This is a genomic window from Burkholderia sp. BCC0506 (assembly GCF_902833145.1).
Lineage (GTDB): Bacteria > Pseudomonadota > Gammaproteobacteria > Burkholderiales > Burkholderiaceae > Burkholderia.
This window is the reverse complement of record NZ_CADFEN010000017.1, coordinates 23,237-40,980: the sequence shown is the minus strand read 5'-3', so window position 1 is coordinate 40,980 and position 17,744 is coordinate 23,237. Positions and strand designations below refer to the sequence as shown.

Here is a 17,744-nt window from a genome sequence, read left to right as displayed (position 1 = left end):
GCCGCTACGCGGCATGGCGCCGGTACAGCGCCAGCGAGCCGGCGAGCGCGAGCAGCATCGCGCCGCACGTGCGTTCGAGCCACAGCGCGCCGGAGCGCTTCAGCAGCCGCACCGCGCGTGCGCCGAGCAGCGCGTAGCCGAACATCACCGCGCCGTCGAGCAGCGCGAACGTGACCGCGAGCGCGACGTACTGCGGCACGAGCGGCGCGGCCGGATCGAGGAACTGCGGCAGGAACGCGGAGAAGAACAGATAGCCCTTCGGGTTCGTCACCGCGGTCAGGAAGCTTTTCGCGAAGATCGACGCGTTGCGCCCGGAGGCCGTGCCGCGCTGTGCGACCGCGACGTCGAGCGATCCCTTCGACATCAGCAGCCGGATGCCGACATAGGCAAGGTAAGCCGCGCCGAGCCACTTCACGACCGAGAACCAGAACGCCGACGCCATCAGCAGCGCGCCGAGGCCGAGCGCGACCGCGACGATCAGCACGAAGTCGGACAGCATCGCACCGGCGAAACCGTAGGCCGCGCGGCGCACGCCGTAGCGCGAGCCGTTGGTCAGCGCGAGCAGTACGGTCGGGCCGGGTGTCGCGATGCCGACGAACGCGACGGCGGCGAAGATCAGCAGGGTCGTTTCATGCATGACGAGGCTCCCGATGGAAGATGCGCGTCCGATTATGGTGCGCGTCGCCCCGCGCTGTACAGGCGCGTCGGCCGCGCGCACGGCCGCGCCGCCGACTATCTCAATTTTGACAAGAAACTGTTGTCATTATTCCGCTTTGGAGCGGAACCGGTTCCAATTACCATACCGGCCGCAGCGGGCATGCCCGCCGCATCGTCGCGCGCGGACGTCGCCGGTCTCGCACCGCCGGCGGATGTCGGCGCCCGCGCGCGCTACTCGCAACAGCCAGAACAACGGGTTCAGCGCCCGGAGACACCAAACCATGAACAAGCAACTGATCGCAGCCCCGCTGCTGCTCTCGCTCGCGGGTATCGCCGCCGCGCAAAGTTCCGTCACGCTGTACGGCATCGTCGATGCGGGCGTGACCTATCGCAGCAACGAACGGGTCGGCTCGGCGGGCGCGTACACCGGCCATTCGAGCGTCGGGCTCACGACCGGCAACCTGTCCGGCAGCCGCTGGGGCATCAAGGGCTCCGAGGATCTCGGCGGCGGGATGCGCGCGCTGTTCGTCCTCGAGAACGGCTTCGACATCGCGAACGGCACGTCGGGCCAGGGCGGCCGCCAGTTCGGCCGGCAGGCGTTCGTCGGCGTCGGCAGCGACCGCTACGGCACGATCACGCTGGGCCGCCAGTACACGTCGCTCGACGATTTCGTGAGCCCGGTCGGCCCGTCGTCGTTCATCGGCGGCTTCGGCGCGCACCCGGGCGACATCGACGATCTCGACCAGACCGCGCGCGTCGACAGCTCGATCAAGTACACGAGCGCGAACTACTCGGGTTTCACGTTCGGCGCGCTGTACGGCTTCGGCGGCCAGCCGGGCAGCATGAAGCAGCGCAACACGTGGAGCGTCGGCGCCGCGTACGCGGCCGGGCCGCTGCGCGTGGGCGTCGGCTACGAGCGCTCGGACAACAGCAAGACGGGCGCGACCGACCCGACCGCGGGTAAGTGGCAGAGCACCGACGACGGCCTGTTCAATTCGTCGATCAACGAAGGCTATGCGAGCGCGCAGTCGCAGCAGGTGATCGCGACCGGCGCGACGTACGACTTCGGCCCGGCCGTCGTCGGCGTGAACTACAGCAACGTGCAGTACCGAAGCGGCGCGCAGTCGCTGTTCAGCGGCCACGCGACGTTCAACGTCGCCGGCGTGTTCACGCGCTGGAACGTGCAGCCGCAGACGCAGCTGTTCGCGGGCTACAGCTACACGCGCGGCAGCGACGTCGACGGCATCGACAACCGCGCGCAGTATCACAACGTCACGCTCGGCGCGGTCTACGATCTGTCGAAGCGCACCAGCGTGTACCTGCTCGGCGCGTACCAGCATGCATCGGGCACGACGCTCGACGCACTCGGCCGGCCGGTGGCCGCGACCGCGTCGGTGTCCGACAAGGCGAACGGTCACTCGTCCGATTCGCGTTCGCAGGCAATCGTGAGCCTCGGGCTGCGCCAGAAGTTCTGACGCGGTAGTCGTTGCGCGTGCAACGGGGCCCGCGGCCGATGCGGGCCTCGTCGCGCGCATGCTCCCATACCGTCGCCTCTCTTTTCTCCGCCGTATTCTTCCGTTTCCTCCCGCTTCTTCCTTCCCCGTGCGATATCGCAAAAGGCCGGTCGCGCCGGATAATATTTTTTCTCTTTCATTTCAATTTCAATTTGTAATAATGGAAATGCTTTCGATGGAATGAAAAAGCAATGCGGTCATGCAAGAAAAAATGACTCGGTCGCATTCGGAAAACCGGAACAAAATGCCGGGCAATGCGCCGAAGCCGCGAGGCTGTCAGGCCGTATTGGCATGGGTTGGCAGATTTTGCGATCGTTGACGAAAAAGCGCCGGACGGCAAAAGGCGTGGAGTGAATAATTCGGGGAACGGCGAATGCGAATTTTCCGGGATCACCAATATTTCATGCGCCGCGATTTACAGTGTCGACCATTGTTCGTCTTGGAGCACTATTCATGTCAATGAAACAAATCCGCGCGGCGTTGCTGGGAATGTGCATGGCGATGCTGGCGCCGGCAAGCCACGCACAGGCGCAATACTCGACCGACTGGCTCGCGAACACGTACGGCACGCTGGCCTCGCACGTCGGCAACGGCGCGCGCTCGATGTGGGTCGCGCCCGAAGGCGTGATCTACACGGCGTCGCGCTGGGACGAGAACGCGGGCGGCGTCGCGATCTACCAGAACGGCCAGCCGCTCGGCACGATCGGCATCCACGACGAATTCCAGGGCGGCGCGATCACCGGCAATTCGACGTCGCTGTTCGTCGCGCTCGGCTACAACCGCACGTTCGGCAGCGGCTCGGTGGGCCGCTACAACCGCAGCACGAACCAGCGCGACCTGCGCATTCCGGTCAGCACGTGGACGGGTATCCAGTATGCGGACGTGATCACGGGCCTCGCGACGGCCGGCAACCTGCTGTACGTGAGCGACTTCTACGGCAACCGCGTGCGCGTCTATACGACCGACGGCGTGTGGCAGCGCGACATCGGCGTCACCGGCCCCGGCGCGCTGGCGCTCGATGCGGCCGGCAACCTGTGGGTCGCGCGCAAGAGCGCGGGCGTCGTCGCGCAGTTCAGCCCGACCGGCACGGCGATGAACACGCTGCAGATGGCGGCCGGCGCGCGGCCGGCATCGCTGTACTTCGATGCGTCGTTGGGCCGGTTGATGGTGGGCGACGAAGGGCCCGACATGAACATCAAGGTGTATGGCGGCCTGCCGGGGCTGCCGGTGCAGATCGGCACGTTCGGCGTGCAGGGCGGCTATCTCGACACGACGACGGGCATCAAGGGGCAGGTCGGCGACAAGCGCTTCACGCGCGTCGCGGCGCTCGGCAAGGATGCGGCCGGCAACCTGTACGTGCTGAACAACGCGTGGGGCGGCGGCTGGGATCTCGGCCGCAACGGCAGCACCGATCTGCATGCGTACAGCCCGATCGGCACGCTGCAATGGAAGCTGCAGGCGCTGAACTTCGAGGGAATCGCCGCGCCCGATCCCGCGACCGACGGCACGTTGTTCTTCAGCGGCAACAATGTGTATACGGGCACCGCGGGCGGCACGTTCGTCGCGAACACGGTCGATCCGTTCACCTATCCGAAGGATCCGCGCCTCGACATGAACGACTATCAGCGCGGCCAGCACTTCGGCCAGCTCGTGACGGTCGGCGGCAACCGGATCCTCGTCGCGTCGGGCCAGAACCCGGGCAACTTCAACTTCTATTACTTCAACACCGCGAGCGGCTACATCGCGATTCCGGCCGGCTCGCTGCCCGGCAAGCCGTTCAACACGACGCTGCAGGTGACGGCCGGTTTCGACATCGACGGCAACGGCGACGTGTGGGCCGGACTGAACGGCTCCAACGTGATCACGCGCTACCCGATGACGGGCTTCGACGCGACCGGCAAGCCGTCATGGGGCAAGCCGGTGACGACGGCCGTGCCGAGCAGCGTGGCGCCTGTCACGCGCATCATCTACCAGGCCGACAGCGACACGATGATCCTCGCGCAGGGCCTCGCGGGCAACTGGGACTGGACCGCGATGAACGGGCACATCGAGGTCTATCACGGCTGGAAGAACGGCAACACGAGCGCGCCGAACCCGGTGATCAACCTGACGAGCGCGAACCCGAAATCGATCGCCGCCGCCGGCCACTACCTGTTCGTCGGCTATGTGCACACGGTGCCGAACATCGACATATTCGACCTGAACACCGGCGCGCTCGTCACGACGCTGACGAACTCGAACACGGCGGCGATGGACGTCGGCAACGACGTCGACTCGATGTACGGCGTGCGCGCGTACCTGCGCTCGACCGGCGAGTACGTGATCACGAAGGACAACTACAACGGGTCGAGCATCGTCGTGTATCGCTGGCGTCCGTGAGCGCGCCCGTCAGAACGACACCGTCGTCGTCAGCGTGACGAGCCGCGGCTCGCCGACCGCGACGATCAGGTTGTTGTTGCTCGACGGATAGTAGGTCTTGTCGAGCAGGTTCTTCACGTTGAGCTGCAAGCGGGTCGGAAACTTGCCGATCGTCGTTTCGTACGCCGCGAACGCGTCGACGGTCACGTAGCCGGGCAGCGTGAAGCTGTTCGCCGTGTCGCCGGCGCGCGCGCCGACGAGACGCGCGCCGCCGCCGAAGCGCCAGCGCCCCGGCAGGTTCGCGATGGCCGTGTCGACCACCGCGAACAAGCTTCCCGTGTGGCGCGCGACGTTGACGAGCGGCGTGTTGCTGTCGCGATCGTTCGCGTTCGTGTACGCATAGCTGCCGATCACGCTCAGGTGGCGCGTGATCTGGCCGGCGACGTCGAGCTCGATCCCGCGCGAGCGCGCGGTGCCGATCGTCGACGTGAGGTCGCCGACGGTGATCGCGACGTTGCGCTTGTCGATCTGGTACACGGCGAGCGTGCCCGTGATCGCGGGCTTCAGGCTGAACTTCAGCCCGGCCTCGAGCACGCGGCCGTATTCCGGCGCGAGCGGCGCCGCGACGTTCGACGCGACGTTCGGCTTGAACGAGCGGCTCACGTTCGCATAGGCGGTGAGCGCCGGCGTGAGCGCATACGCGAGCCCGAACTGCGGTAGCCAGACGCTGCCGCGCGAACGGTCGGCGAACACGAACGGCCGGCCCATCCCCGATTCCTGCTGCCAGTTTTCCCAGCGCAGCCCGCCCACCGCCGTGAGGCGGTCGGTGATCTTCACCGAATCCTGCACGATCGTCGAATACGCATGCACGACCGAGCGCGAATCGCTCTGCTTCGGGTTCGGCACGCCGCCCGGCGCGAGCAGGCCGTACACGGGATCGTAGAGATTGAAGCCCGTCGTGGCCTTGCCGCGGATCGTGTCGCCGCGAAAGCTGCGTTGCCGCTCGTATTCGCCGCCGACGTAGATCGCGTGATGCATCCCCGCGAGCGTCACGTTGCCGAGCAGGCCGAGCGTCGCGATCTGGTCGGAGTCGTTGCGTCCGAGGTTCGCATCGGACGAGCGCGTCAGCGCGCCGGTCCTGCCGTTGAACGCGGTGGCGCGGGTAATGAACTGGTCGTAGCGGTCGCGGCCCCAGCCGTAAGTCGCGCGTACGCGCCACGCATCGGTGAAGCGGTGCTCGATGCGCGTGCGCAGCGTTTCCTGGATGCCGCTGCTTTGCGACCACGCTTCCTCGTAGCGGCGATAGCGCAGCGCATCGTCCGGCCGGCCGTTCACGAGCACGGTGCCGCGGTCGAACGGCGTCGTGTAGTCGACGTACTGGTAGCTGACGTCGATCGACGTGTTCGCGTCGTGCCACGACAGCGCGGGCGCGATCAGCGCATCGCGTTCGCGGCCGAAGCTGCGCCAGTAGCGGCTCGTGTCGTATTCGCCGGTCAGCCGGAAGGCGAGCGTGCCGCCCGCGACCTGGCCCGGCTTGCCGAGCGGCCCGGTGAGATCGAACTGCGCGTTGCTGCCGCCGTGGTTCGTGCGCGACGCGGAGATCGAGCCGCCGAACGCGTCTTCCGGCTTGCGCGTGACGAGGTTGATCACGCCGCCCGGGTCCTGCATTCCGTACAGCAGCGAAGCCGGCCCCTTCAGCACTTCGACGCGATCGATCGTCGCGAGATAGCTGTGCAGCACCGGCGTGCGCACGCCGTCGACCAGCACCGAGCCGTCGTTGTTCGATCCGAAGCCGCGTTTGATGAACGCGTCGCGCGTGCCGCCGAGCGTGTTCGTTTGCGTGACGCCGCTGATGTTGCCGAGCACGTCGTCGAGCGAGCGCGCCTGCTGGTCCTGCATCACGCTGCTGCTGACCACCGCGACCGATTGCGGGATCTCCTTCAGCGCACGCTCGTCGCCGCCCGCGATGCGCGTCGTGCGCGGCTGATAGCCGATCGTCGGATCGACGGTGGCCGATGCGTTGACGCTGATCGCCGGGAGTTCGTGTTCGGCGGCCGGCGCAGCGGCGGATGCGGGCGCAACGGGTTCGGTGCCGGCCGCCTGCGCGCCGCTCGCGACGCAGAGGGTGAGCAGGGCAGGCAGACGTGTGCGCCACGGATGCGGGGTCCGGGCACGGCGGGGCGTTCGACGGGATGGCATGAATCGATGCGGGAAGAGGAATGCTAAGGATCGTGTTGCGGGCCGCGGCGTTGCGTTGCGACCAGGGTGCACATGATATATGTAATGAGAATCATTTGCAATTGTAATGAGTCGGCCGGCCACGCTCGGTGCCCGGTTGCCGGGCTGCCGGCCGTCTGCTACCGTAGCTGCCAAAATCAGACGCAGTGAAATTCCACGAGAGAGCCCGGGGGCCGCACCATGTCATCTTCCTGTCCCGTCGCGTTCGGCGCGACGCCACGCACCGCGCACGACCGCGCGAGCGATGAAGTGATCGCAGTCGCGTACCGCCATTCGAACGATTAAAGCAACGCAAGCGAATTCAACCGGCGTCGCGCCGGGCTTCGATCATTCCAACCATCACGCTAGACGGGAGACCACCCATGAAGAAGATTTCCACGCCGTTCGCGGCGGCCGCGCTTGCGGCCTGCGCGCTGCTGGCGGGCGTTCACCAGGCTGCTTGCGCGGCTTCGGGCGCCGAACCCGCGATCGACGCGCATTACGGCGCCGTGATCGAGGCCTACACGCAGGACATGGCCGCGGCGAAAGCGAAGTACGACGGCAAGCGCCTCGCGTTCGTCGGCGCCGTGATCCGGATGGGCGGCGACCCGGGCGGCACGTACTTCGGCGCGCTGACGGCGAGTGGCGAGCAGTTCGACACGCATTTCGACGTGGCCGACCAGGATGCACTGAAGCCGAAATTCCCCGGCGGCGACATCAAGCCGTTCGTCACGTCGTCAGCGTTCCGGTTCAGTTGCGTGAACGAAGGCTATATCGACGCACCGGTGCTGCCGGGGTTGAAGCTGTCGCATTGCCGGCTCGCCGATTGAGTCGAGCGATGGACGCGGCCCGCATGCGCGGGTGAAACGGGCTCGGGTGGCAGCGGCAGCGCTCGATCGCGGTCTCGTCCTCGTCGAAGGTCGCCGCGGATCGTTCGATGACCGTTCGCGCAACGCGTTCGATGTCGTGTTGCGGATGGCGGCGGTCCGGAAGTCGTGCGTCGTCGTTTCCGTCCCGGGTGCGATGCCGCGGAAGCCGCGCACAGGGAAGCTGACACGCGCCGGGCGAGCCGACCGCCGCGTGTCGGGTGGCCCGCCTACAGATCGAGGACCAGCAGGTCGCTGCGCGATCGCGAGCAGCACGGCATGAACTGGTCGCCGGCCGCCTTTTCGTCGTCGGTCAGATACGCATCGCGATGATCGGGCTCGCCTTCGAGCACGCGGGTCAGGCAGGTGCCGCACACGCCTTGCTCGCACGACGTCAGCACGTCGACGCCGTTCGCGGCCAGCGCCGCGATCACCGTGCATTCGGCCGGCACGTCGATCACCTTGCCGCTGCTCGCGAGCCGGACCTGGAACGCGCGATCGGCGCCGGACGACGCGACCGCGCCGCCGAAGAACTCGTAGTGCAGCCGCGCTTCGGCCCAGTCGCGTGCGCGCGCCGCGTTCAGCACCGCATCCATGAAGCCGCGCGGGCCGCAGACGTAGAGGTGCGTGCCGTCGGGCGCGCCGGCGAGCACGGCGGCCAGATCGAAGCGTTGCGCGGGATCGCCGTCGTCGACGTGGAAGCGGACGCGATCGCGGAAACCGGCTGCGTTGATCCGCTCGACGAAGGCCATGCGATCGGCCGAACGCGCGCAGTAATGCATGTCGAACGGCATGCCTGACGAGCACAGCCATTCCGCCATGCCGAGAATCGGCGTGACGCCGATCCCGCCGGCGAGCAGCAGGTGGTGCGGCGCATCGGGTGCGAGCGGGAACTGATTGCGCGGCATGCCGATCCGCACGGTATCGCCTTGCCGGACCGCGTCGTGCATCGCGCGCGATCCGCCTCGGCCGTCGGCCTCGCGCAGCACCGCGATCTGATAGCGATCGCGTTGTTCCGGGTGATTGCACAGCGAGTACTGACGTACGAGCCCGCCCGGCAGATGCACGTCGATATGGGCGCCGGCGTCGAAGCGCGGCAATGGCGAGCCGTCCTCGCTGACGAATTCGAAGCCGCAGATGTCGCGCGCTTCCTGCCACTTGCGGGCGACGCGCACCGTCAGGGGCGCCGCGCTCATGACGCCTCCCTGGCCTGCGCGACCGGCATCACGGGCCGCTGCGGGCTCGCCGCGCTTTCGGCGGCGAGCAGCCGGTCGATCACCTTGCGCGACAGCACGCCGCCGGCGTCGATGTTGAGCTTGAGGAGCGTGCGTTCGGGCCACTGCTCGAGATTGCGCTGCTGCCGCTCCAGCATTTCGAGATCCTCCGCGAAGATCTTCCCCTGGCCTTCGCGGATCTCGGCGGTCAGCGCGTCGTCGTCGGGCCGGAAATTGCGCGCCATCCCCCAGAAATACCAGATCGACGTGTCGGTCTCGGGCGTGATGAAGTCGACCACGATCGACGACGCCTTCTTGTTCGCCGGCGCATCGTAGCCGCCGTGGCCCGCATGCGCGACGCCCACCTCGATCATCACGTGGCTCGGCGGCGTGAAACGGCAGATCTGCCAGCGGTCGACCGGCACGTCGTCGGCGACGCCGTTGCCGCGCAGCGCCATCCGCCAGAACGGCGGCGGCATCACGTTCTCCATGAAGCGGCTCGTGACGACTTCGTCGCCATGGCTGGTGGTCTTCGGCGGCGCTTCGTCGATTTCCTTCTGGCCGATGCTCGTCGCATGCACGTAGGTCTCGTGCGTGAGGTCCATCAGGTTGTCGATCATCAGCCGGTAGTCGCAGCGGATGTGATACAGGCCGCCGCCGTGCGCCCAGGCCGGATCCTCGGCCCAGGCCAGCGCGGGCAGCTTGGCGGGATCGGCCTCGGACGCGTTGCCCGGCCAGACCCACACGAAGCCGTACCGCTCGACCGCCGGGAAGCTGCGAATCGACGGGAAACCGCCGACCCGCTGGCCCGGCATGCCTGCCGTTTTCCCGTTGCAACCCATTTCCAGCCCGTGATAGCCGCACACGAGCACGCCGTCGCGCACGAACCCGAGCGACAGCGGCGCGCCGCGGTGCGGGCAGAAATCCTCGAGCGCGGCGACCTGGCCGTCCGCCGCGCGATAAAGCACCATCGATTCGTTGCAGATCTTGCGACCCAGCGGCTTGCCGTCGATCTCGTCGGGCGTGCACGCGACATACCAAGCGTTCTTGAGAAACATGTGCGTCGTCTCCTTCAGGGCGGTGCCGCCGAGGCGCGGCCCGATCTTCATTCCGTGTACTGAATGAGATTCAGTGTACTCATCGGTAATGGCCGGGGCAAGGCGGACGGTATACTGGTTTTCCCGGGAAATGGCGCGACGCGGCGTCATGCCGTCGGCGCGCGCAACCGGTGCGCGCCGCCTATGTCATCGACTCATTCATGGAAAAAACGAATCCCGCCGACCTGCCGGCTTTCCCGCTCGATCTGTACGACGAGCCCGGGCATCTGATCCGGCGCGCGCACCAGATCGCGGTCGCGATGTTCTACGAGAAGCTGGGCCGGGACGTGACGCCCGTGCAGTACGCGGTACTGCGGATGCTGTACGAGAATCCGGGCCTCGATCAGGTGACGCTCGCGCAGCGGGTCGCGCTCGACACGTCGACCACCGCCGATCTCGCCGTCCGGCTCGAAGCGAAAGGATTGATCGTCCGCGAAGTGCTGCCGCGGCGTCAGCGGCGCTTGCTGTTGACGCCGGCGGGCGTCGAGCTGCTTACGCACGTGATGCCGTTGGTGCAGGAACTGCGCGCGGGCCTGTTCGACGGGATGGGCGAGGACGATTCGCAGGAACTGATGCGCCTGTTGCGCAAGTTCGTGCATTTGAACAACGAGCAGAGCCGCGCGCCGCTGCGGGTGAGCGAGGATTCGTAGCCGCGCGGCGCCCCGGGGCAATGGCGGCGCTGGCATGCGCGCGCCGTCCCGGCCGTTAGCCGCGCGATGCGTCGCCTTCCAGCCGCCGCACCGCTTCCGCGACTTCGTTCCGGAAGCGCACCAGCGCCGCCTGTTCGGGCGCCGGCGGCTGCATGGCCGCCCACAGCATGTCGATCAACTGCGTGGCCGTCGTTTCCGTGTCGAGCTTGCGGTGGCCGAGGATCGCATCCCACAGCACGTGCTCCATCGGCCCGAACACCATCGAGCGCAGCAAGCTCAGCGGCAGGTCCGCGCGAACCTGCCCGGCCGCCTGGCCGCGCGCGAGCACGTCCATCAGCGGCGCCGTGTAGCGGCGCTGCAGCGCGGTGAGCTCGTCGCTCAGCGCATGCTGCTTCGCGCGGCCTTCCGACAGCACCAGCGCGCACAGCCCCGTGCCGTTCACGAGCATCAGCCGCAGGTGGGTGCGCACGATGAACGCGAACTGCTGCTGCACCGACGCCTCCCGCGGCATCCCGTGTTCGAACGCGGCGATGATTTCGTCGTACCAGTCGGCGATCACGCGTGCGCACAGCTCGCGCTTGCCGCGGAAATAGCTGAACACCGTCGCCTCCGACACGCCGACGCGCTGCGCGATCTCGGCGGCCGTCGCATGCTCGTAACCCTTTTCGGCGAACACTTCACGGCCGGCGCGCAGGATGTCCTGCACGCGCTGCTGGGACTTGCGCCCGGCGGGTGCGCGCGGCGTGTCGGCGCGGTCGGCTTTGGCGGTGGCTGTCATGGTGTCGGCGGAAGCGGCTGTCATGCCCGCATCATATCTGAGTATCACTCAGAAAACTATTGACGGAGCACCCAGCGAGGCGCGAAACTGTGCAAAATTTCCGCTGTATTGGTCAATGAATCGGCGTATTCATTCGATTTGAGCGAAACTCAGGAATCGGTGGGTGCGACACACTTTCTGGAGACGGAGGAGACATGATCAACCTGCCCGGCGTGCAATTCATGCTCGGTGAAGACATCGAGATGCTGCGCGACGCCGTCGCGACGTTTGCGGCGAAGGAAATCACGCCGCGCGCGGCGGAGGTCGACCGCACCGACCAGTTCCCGATGGATCTGTGGAAGAAGTTCGGCGATCTCGGCGTGCTCGGCATGACCGTCTCCGAGGAATACGGCGGCGCGAACATGGGCTACACCGCGCACATGGTCGCGATGGAAGAGATCTCGCGCGCGTCGGCGTCGATCGGCCTGTCGTACGGCGCGCACTCGAACCTGTGCGTGAACCAGATCCACCGCAACGGCACCGACGCGCAAAAGCGGAAGTACCTGCCGAAGCTCGTGTCGGGCGAACATATCGGCGCGCTCGCGATGAGCGAGCCGAACGCCGGCTCCGACGTCGTCAGCATGAAGCTGCGCGCGGACAAGCGTGGCGACCGCTACGTGCTCAACGGCACGAAGATGTGGATCACCAACGGCCCCGATTGCGACACGCTCGTCGTCTACGCGAAGACGGATATCGAAGCCGGCCCGCGCGGGATCACCGCGTTCATCGTCGAGAAGGGGATGAAGGGCTTCTCGGTCGCGCAGAAGCTCGACAAGCTCGGCATGCGCGGCTCGCACACGGGCGAGCTCGTGTTCCAGGACGTCGAGGTGCCGGAGGAGAACATCCTCGGCCAGCTCAACGGCGGCGTGAAGGTGCTGATGAGCGGCCTCGACTACGAACGCGCGGTGCTGTCGGGCGGCCCGACGGGCATCATGGCCGCGTGTCTCGACGCCGTGGTGCCGTATATCCACGACCGCAAGCAGTTCGGGCAGGCGATCGGCGAATTCCAGCTGATCCAGGGCAAGGTCGCCGACATGTACACCACGTTCCAGGCGTGCCGCGCGTACCTGTACGCGGTGGGCCGCCATCTCGACTCGGCGGGCAGCGACCACATTCGCCAGGTGCGCAAGGACTGCGCGGGCGTGATCCTCTACACGGCCGAGAAGGCGACGTGGATGGCCGGCGAGGCGATCCAGATCCTCGGCGGCAACGGCTACATCAACGAATACCCGGTCGGCCGCCTGTGGCGCGATGCGAAGCTGTACGAGATCGGCGCCGGCACGAGCGAGATCCGCCGGATGCTGATCGGCCGCGAGCTGTTCGCGGAAACGATGTAACGCCCCACGTCACGCGAACGGAGCCCCGTCGATGCCGATCATCGAATCGAAACTGAACCCGCGTTCGGAAGACTTCCGCGCGAATGCCGCCGCGCTCGAGGCGGTCGTCGCCGACCTGCGCGCGAAGATCGAACAGCTCGCGCAGGGCGGCGGACAGGCCGCGCGCGACAAGCACCTCGCGCGCGGCAAGCTGCTGCCGCGCGATCGCATCGCGCAACTGCTCGATCCGGGCGCGCCGTTCCTCGAGTTCTCGCAGCTCGCCGCGAACGGCATGTACAACGACGACGCGCCGGGCGCGGGCGTGATCACCGGGATCGGCCGCATCGCCGGCCGCGAATGCGTGATCGTGTGCAACGACGCGACGGTCAAGGGCGGCACCTACTACCCGATCACCGTGAAGAAGCACGTGCGCGCGCAGGAAATCGCCGCGGAAAACCGGCTGCCGTGCGTGTACCTCGTCGATTCGGGCGGCGCGAACCTGCCGAATCAGGACGACGTGTTTCCCGATCGCGATCACTTCGGCCGCATCTTCTTCAACCAGGCGACGATGTCCGCCGCGGGCATCGCGCAGATCGCGGTCGTGATGGGCTCGTGCACGGCTGGCGGCGCCTACGTGCCGGCGATGAGCGACGAGTCGATCATCGTGAAGGACCAGGGCACGATTTTCCTGGGCGGCCCGCCGCTCGTGAAGGCCGCGACCGGCGAGGAAGTGAGCGCCGAGGATCTCGGCGGCGGCGACGTGCATACGCGCCTGTCCGGCGTGGCCGACCATCTCGCGCAGAACGACGCGCATGCGCTGTCGATCGCGCGCACCATCGTCAGTCACCTCGCGCCGAAGATCGCGCCGCCGGTCGAGCTGCGCGAGCCGAAGCCGCCGCGCTACGACGCGAAGAGCCTGTACGGCGTGATTCCGGTGGACACGCGCAAGCCGTTCGACGTGCGCGAGGTGATCGCGCGGATCGTCGACGATTCGGAATTCGACGAATTCAAGGCGCGCTTCGGCACGACGCTCGTCACCGGTTTCGCACACATCTGGGGCCATCCGGTCGGGATCGTCGCGAACAACGGCATCCTGTTCTCCGAATCGGCCGTGAAGGGCGCGCATTTCATCGAGCTGTGCTGCCAGCGCAAGATCCCGCTCGTATTCCTGCAGAACATCACGGGCTTCATGGTCGGGCGCAAGTACGAGAACGAAGGCATCGCGCGGCATGGCGCGAAGATGGTGACGGCCGTGTCCAATGCGAAGGTGCCGAAGTTCACGGTGATCATCGGCGGCTCGTTCGGCGCCGGCAACTACGGGATGTGCGGCCGCGCGTTCGGCCCGCGTTTCCTGTGGATGTGGCCGAATGCCCGCATCTCGGTGATGGGCGGCGAGCAGGCCGCGTCGGTGCTCGCGACCGTGCGCCGCGACGGCATCGAGGCGAAGGGCGGCGCATGGTCGCCGGAAGAAGAGGAGGCGTTCAAGCAGCCGATCCGCGATCAGTACGAGCGCCAGGGCCATCCGTATTACGCGAGTGCGCGGCTGTGGGACGACGGCGTGATCGATCCCGCGCAGACGCGCGACGTGCTCGGGCTCGGCCTCGCCGCGTCGATGAATGCGCCGATCGACGACACGCGCTTCGGCGTGTTCCGCATGTAACGCCCGGGAGGACAGACCGATGCGATACGAAACGATCAAGGTCGGCGAAGCCGGCCGCGTGGCGACCGTCACGCTCGCGCGTCCCGACGTGCGCAACGCGTTCAACGAGACGACGATCGCCGAGCTGACCACCGCGTTCGAATGGCTCGATGCGCACGAAGGCGTGCGCGCGGTCGTGCTCGCCGCGGAAGGCGCGGCATTCTGCGCGGGCGCGGACCTGAACTGGATGAAGAAGATGGCCGGTTACTCGGACGACGAGAACCGCGCCGATGCGCGCAAGCTCGCGCGCATGCTCGAAGCGATCCATCGCTGCGGCAAGCCCGTGATCGCCCGCGTGCATGGCGACGCGTATGCGGGCGGCGTGGGCCTCGTCGCGGCGGCCGACATCGCGATCGCCGCCGACGGCGTGAAGTTCTGCCTGTCGGAAGCGCGGCTCGGACTGATTCCCGCGACGATCGCACCGTACGTCGTGCGCGCGATGGGCGAGCGCGCGGCGCGCCGCTACTTCACGACGGCCGAGGTGTTCGACAGCGCGCGTGCGGCGTCGCTCGGCTTCATTCACGATGCGGTGCCGGCCGACGCGCTCGACGAAACGGTTGCGAAGCTCGCGGCGACGCTCGTCGCGAACGGCCCCGACGCGGTGAAGGCGTGCAAGCGGCTCGTCGCGGACGTGGCCGGCCGCGCGCTCGACGCGACGCTGATCGAGCAGACCGCCGACTGGATCGCGCGGACCCGCGCCGGCGCGGAAGCGCGCGAAGGGATCGCGGCCTTCCTCGAAAAGCGCACGCCGTCGTGGCGTGAATGATTGCGTGACCTCAACCTTCCGGACGACATCGAAGCCATGTTCGACAAGATTCTGATCGCCAACCGCGGCGAAATCGCGTGCCGCGTCGCCGCGACGTGCAAACGTCTCGGGATCGCGAGCGTCGCCGTCTATTCCGACGCGGATGCGAACGCGAAACACGTGGCCGCGTGCGACGAGGCCGTGCACATCGGCGGCGCGGCCGCCGCGGACAGCTACCTGCGCATCGAGCGCATCATCGACGCCGCGCGCGCGACCGGCGCGCAGGCGATTCACCCCGGCTACGGCTTTCTGTCGGAGAACGAAGATTTTGCGCACGCATGCGAAGCGGCCGGCATCGTGTTCATCGGGCCGCCGGTCGACGCGATCGCCGCGATGGGATCGAAGGCGGCCGCGAAGGCGCTGATGCACGCGGCCGCCGTGCCGCTCGTGCCCGGCTATCACGGCGACGACCAGGACGCGGCCCGGCTGCACCGCGAAGCCGACGCGATCGGCTACCCGGTACTGCTGAAGGCGAGCGCGGGCGGCGGCGGCAAGGGGATGCGCGTGGTCGAGCGCTCCGACGATTTCCCGGCGGCGCTCGCGTCGTGCCAGCGCGAAGCCGCGAGCAGCTTCGGCAACGACCGCGTGCTGATCGAGAAATACCTGACGCGCCCGCGCCACGTCGAGGTGCAGGTGTTCGGCGATACGCACGGCAATACCGTGTATCTGTTCGACCGCGACTGTTCGGTGCAGCGCCGTCACCAGAAGGTGCTCGAGGAAGCGCCGGCGCCGGGCCTGCACGAGGACGTGCGGCAGGCGATGGGCGAGGCGGCCGTCGCGGCCGCGCGCGCGGTGAATTACGTCGGCGCGGGCACCGTCGAGTTCATCATGACGGGCGACGCGTTCTACTTCATGGAAATGAATACGCGCCTGCAGGTCGAGCACCCGGTGACCGAGATGGTCACGGGGCTCGATCTCGTCGAATGGCAACTGCGGGTCGCGGCGGGCGAGCCGCTGCCGCTGAAGCAGGAAGCGCTGCGCGTGCGGGGGCATGCGATCGAAGCGCGCCTCTATGCGGAGAATCCGGCACGCGGCTTCCTGCCGTCCACCGGCACGCTGAAGCACCTGCGGCTGCCGGAAGGCGTCGAATTCTCGATCGGCGCGCCGGTGCGCGTCGATAGCGGCGTGCGCGAAGGCGATGCGATCACGCCGTTCTACGATCCGATGATCGCGAAGCTGATCGTCCACGGCGCGGACCGCGCGGAAGCGCTGGGCCTGATGCTGCGTGCGCTGCGCGCGTGCGAGGTGGTCGGCCTGCATACGAACGCCGCGTTCCTGCAGCGGATCGTCGCATGCGCGCCGTTCGCGATCGCCGATCTCGATACGGGGCTGATCGAGCGCAACCACGATGCGCTGTTCGCGCCGCAACAACCGCCGCGCGCGACGCTGGCGCTCGCATGCGCGGCGCTGCTTGCACGCGAACGCGATGCGGCCGCACAGGAAGGGGCGTCGCCGTGGCGTTCGCTGCCGGACTGGCGGCTGAACGGCGGCTATCGCCGCACGCTCGAATGGCACGCGGTCGATCGCGAGGCGGACGTGACGGTCACGTACGAGGACGACGGCGCCGGCACACGCATCGCCGCGGGCGATGCCGCCGCGCAACCGTTCGCATGGGCGCGTGGCGCCACGCCGCTCGATTTCGACGTGACGCTGGGCGGCGTGCGCGGCACCGGCCGTGTGTATGCGGACGGCGACACGTTCCATGTGTTTACGCAGGGCGCGGCCGAGACGTTCGAATGGCGCAACCTGCTCGCGCATGCGGGCGACGCGGAGCAGGGCGGCGGCCGCCTGACCGCACCGATGCCCGGCAAGGTGATCGCGGTGCTGGTCGAGCCGGGCCAGAAGGTCGAAGCCGGCACGCCGCTGATCGTGATGGAAGCGATGAAGATGGAGCACACGATCGGCGCGCCGGGCGCGGGCGTCGTCGCGGAAGTGCTGTACGGCGTCGGCGACCAGGTCGCGGACGGCGCGCAGTTGTTGGTGATGGCGGAAGGCTGAGCGTTGCATACGTGAGGGCCGGCTGCCGCGACGGCCGGCCCGCAAGAAAGCGCTTCGTAATGTGCCGTCGTCGCGACAGCACGGCCTGGATACGCTCGATCTGCGCAAATCTTTCGAACCTCTTACTATTTTCGCTGACGCCGCCACATCCCCGCGTGCCCCGCGCGGCGCGCACCCGATTTCCCCCGTCGCTCGACACCGTCGTGTAACAAGTCGAACATAGCATCTCGGCGTCGATATGACCGGCGCGGGGTTCGCGTCCGCGTCACGTCATCATCCTCACGGAGAACCGTTATGCGAACGTCGGCCCTACGGCCTTTCGCGGTCGTCGGTCTGATCGCGCTGACCGCCGTCCTCGGCGCCTGCAACGACGACCTGAGCGCATCCGCCGCGCCCGTCGCGCAGCAGAAGGCCGCGTGCGGCGGCGCCGTGGTCGCCACCGCGCAGATGCGCTGCCCGCCGGGTTTCACCGCGCCTGCTTCGTCGCCCGCTTCCTGATACCGGCCGTTTCCACCAGAAATCCCATCAAGAGCAAC

At 67.5% G+C, this 17,744-nt stretch carries 14 protein-coding genes; 9 read left to right on the top strand and 5 right to left on the bottom strand.

Annotated features, from left to right (window positions below; translation table 11 throughout):
* Positions 1 to 4 precede the first annotated feature (4 nt).
* A complete protein-coding gene (locus HWX62_RS30170; protein ID WP_175932769.1) occupies positions 5 to 637 on the bottom strand; it encodes a LysE family translocator in 633 nt (210 codons plus the stop codon).
* 301 nt (positions 638 to 938) lie between these two features.
* On the opposite strand from HWX62_RS30170, the gene HWX62_RS30165 reads away from it, so the two are divergent.
* Positions 939 to 2,132, top strand: a complete 1,194-nt coding sequence (locus HWX62_RS30165) for a porin (RefSeq protein WP_175932770.1) — start codon at positions 939 to 941, stop codon at positions 2,130 to 2,132.
* Positions 2,133 to 2,624: 492 nt separating this feature from the next.
* Positions 2,625 to 4,550, top strand: a complete 1,926-nt coding sequence (locus HWX62_RS30160; protein WP_175932771.1) for an SMP-30/gluconolactonase/LRE family protein — start codon at positions 2,625 to 2,627, stop codon at positions 4,548 to 4,550.
* A gap of 9 nt (positions 4,551 to 4,559) precedes the next feature.
* Here the strand turns inward: HWX62_RS30160 and HWX62_RS30155 are convergent, their stop codons facing one another.
* Positions 4,560 to 6,728 carry a TonB-dependent siderophore receptor gene (locus tag HWX62_RS30155; protein ID WP_175932772.1) on the bottom strand — a complete coding sequence of 723 codons (2,169 nt, stop codon included), beginning with the start codon at positions 6,726 to 6,728 and terminating at the stop codon, positions 4,560 to 4,562.
* A 401-nt stretch (positions 6,729 to 7,129) separates the two neighbouring features.
* Between HWX62_RS30155 and HWX62_RS30150 the strand changes: the two genes are divergently transcribed.
* Positions 7,130 to 7,576, top strand: coding sequence for a hypothetical protein (locus HWX62_RS30150; protein ID WP_175932773.1), 447 nt, complete (start codon positions 7,130 to 7,132; stop codon positions 7,574 to 7,576).
* A gap of 266 nt (positions 7,577 to 7,842) precedes the next feature.
* On the opposite strand, the gene HWX62_RS30145 is transcribed toward HWX62_RS30150, so the two are convergent.
* Entirely contained in the window at positions 7,843 to 8,808 is a 966-nt protein-coding gene (locus HWX62_RS30145; protein ID WP_175932774.1) for a PDR/VanB family oxidoreductase, read from the bottom strand.
* Positions 8,805 to 9,884: an aromatic ring-hydroxylating dioxygenase subunit alpha gene (locus tag HWX62_RS30140; RefSeq protein ID WP_175932775.1), complete on the bottom strand. Its 1,080-nt coding sequence runs from the start codon at positions 9,882 to 9,884 to the stop codon at positions 8,805 to 8,807. The genes HWX62_RS30145 and HWX62_RS30140 overlap by 4 nt, the downstream gene beginning before the upstream one ends.
* 200 nt (positions 9,885 to 10,084) lie before the next feature.
* On the opposite strand from HWX62_RS30140, the gene HWX62_RS30135 reads away from it, so the two are divergent.
* Positions 10,085 to 10,573 (top strand): MarR family winged helix-turn-helix transcriptional regulator, encoded by a 489-nt coding sequence (locus HWX62_RS30135; RefSeq protein WP_175932776.1) that lies wholly within the window; start codon positions 10,085 to 10,087, stop codon positions 10,571 to 10,573.
* Positions 10,574 to 10,628: 55 nt separating this feature from the next.
* Here the strand turns inward: HWX62_RS30135 and HWX62_RS30130 are convergent, their stop codons facing one another.
* The gene (locus HWX62_RS30130; RefSeq protein ID WP_175932777.1) at positions 10,629 to 11,375 is read right to left on the bottom strand and encodes a TetR/AcrR family transcriptional regulator; all 747 of its coding nucleotides are present in this window, start codon (positions 11,373 to 11,375) and stop codon (positions 10,629 to 10,631) included.
* A gap of 170 nt (positions 11,376 to 11,545) precedes the next feature.
* Between HWX62_RS30130 and HWX62_RS30125 the strand changes: the two genes are divergently transcribed.
* From HWX62_RS30125 to HWX62_RS30105, 5 genes are all read left to right on the top strand, one after another.
* Positions 11,546 to 12,727, top strand: a complete 1,182-nt coding sequence (locus HWX62_RS30125) for an isovaleryl-CoA dehydrogenase (protein WP_175932778.1) — start codon at positions 11,546 to 11,548, stop codon at positions 12,725 to 12,727.
* Between the two features lie 31 nt (positions 12,728 to 12,758).
* The gene (locus HWX62_RS30120; protein ID WP_175932779.1) at positions 12,759 to 14,366 is read left to right on the top strand and encodes a carboxyl transferase domain-containing protein; all 1,608 of its coding nucleotides are present in this window, start codon (positions 12,759 to 12,761) and stop codon (positions 14,364 to 14,366) included.
* A gap of 19 nt (positions 14,367 to 14,385) precedes the next feature.
* Complete coding sequence (locus HWX62_RS30115; protein WP_175932780.1) at positions 14,386 to 15,171, top strand: enoyl-CoA hydratase/isomerase family protein; 786 nt, start codon at positions 14,386 to 14,388, stop codon at positions 15,169 to 15,171.
* 36 nt (positions 15,172 to 15,207) lie between these two features.
* Entirely contained in the window at positions 15,208 to 17,208 is a 2,001-nt protein-coding gene (locus tag HWX62_RS30110; protein ID WP_175932781.1) for an acetyl/propionyl/methylcrotonyl-CoA carboxylase subunit alpha, read from the top strand.
* Positions 17,209 to 17,502: 294 nt separating this feature from the next.
* On the top strand, positions 17,503 to 17,706 hold the full coding sequence (locus HWX62_RS30105) for a hypothetical protein (protein ID WP_175932782.1): 204 nt from the start codon (positions 17,503 to 17,505) through the stop codon (positions 17,704 to 17,706).
* Positions 17,707 to 17,744 lie beyond the last annotated feature (38 nt).

Excerpts from the sequence above, each read along its gene's own strand:
- HWX62_RS30170 (WP_175932769.1), bottom strand. The coding sequence starts at position 637 with ATGCATGAAACGACCCTGCTGATCTTCGCCGCCGTCGCGTTCGTCGGC.
- HWX62_RS30165 (WP_175932770.1), top strand. The coding sequence starts at position 939 with ATGAACAAGCAACTGATCGCAGCCCCGCTGCTGCTCTCGCTCGCGGGT.
- HWX62_RS30160 (WP_175932771.1), top strand. The coding sequence starts at position 2,625 with ATGTCAATGAAACAAATCCGCGCGGCGTTGCTGGGAATGTGCATGGCG.
- HWX62_RS30155 (WP_175932772.1), bottom strand. The coding sequence starts at position 6,728 with ATGCCATCCCGTCGAACGCCCCGCCGTGCCCGGACCCCGCATCCGTGG.
- HWX62_RS30150 (WP_175932773.1), top strand. The coding sequence starts at position 7,130 with ATGAAGAAGATTTCCACGCCGTTCGCGGCGGCCGCGCTTGCGGCCTGC.
- HWX62_RS30145 (WP_175932774.1), bottom strand. The coding sequence starts at position 8,808 with ATGAGCGCGGCGCCCCTGACGGTGCGCGTCGCCCGCAAGTGGCAGGAA.
- HWX62_RS30140 (WP_175932775.1), bottom strand. The coding sequence starts at position 9,884 with ATGTTTCTCAAGAACGCTTGGTATGTCGCGTGCACGCCCGACGAGATC.
- HWX62_RS30135 (WP_175932776.1), top strand. The coding sequence starts at position 10,085 with ATGGAAAAAACGAATCCCGCCGACCTGCCGGCTTTCCCGCTCGATCTG.
- HWX62_RS30130 (WP_175932777.1), bottom strand. The coding sequence starts at position 11,375 with ATGACAGCCGCTTCCGCCGACACCATGACAGCCACCGCCAAAGCCGAC.
- HWX62_RS30125 (WP_175932778.1), top strand. The coding sequence starts at position 11,546 with ATGATCAACCTGCCCGGCGTGCAATTCATGCTCGGTGAAGACATCGAG.
- HWX62_RS30120 (WP_175932779.1), top strand. The coding sequence starts at position 12,759 with ATGCCGATCATCGAATCGAAACTGAACCCGCGTTCGGAAGACTTCCGC.
- HWX62_RS30115 (WP_175932780.1), top strand. The coding sequence starts at position 14,386 with ATGCGATACGAAACGATCAAGGTCGGCGAAGCCGGCCGCGTGGCGACC.
- HWX62_RS30110 (WP_175932781.1), top strand. The coding sequence starts at position 15,208 with ATGTTCGACAAGATTCTGATCGCCAACCGCGGCGAAATCGCGTGCCGC.
- HWX62_RS30105 (WP_175932782.1), top strand. The coding sequence starts at position 17,503 with ATGCGAACGTCGGCCCTACGGCCTTTCGCGGTCGTCGGTCTGATCGCG.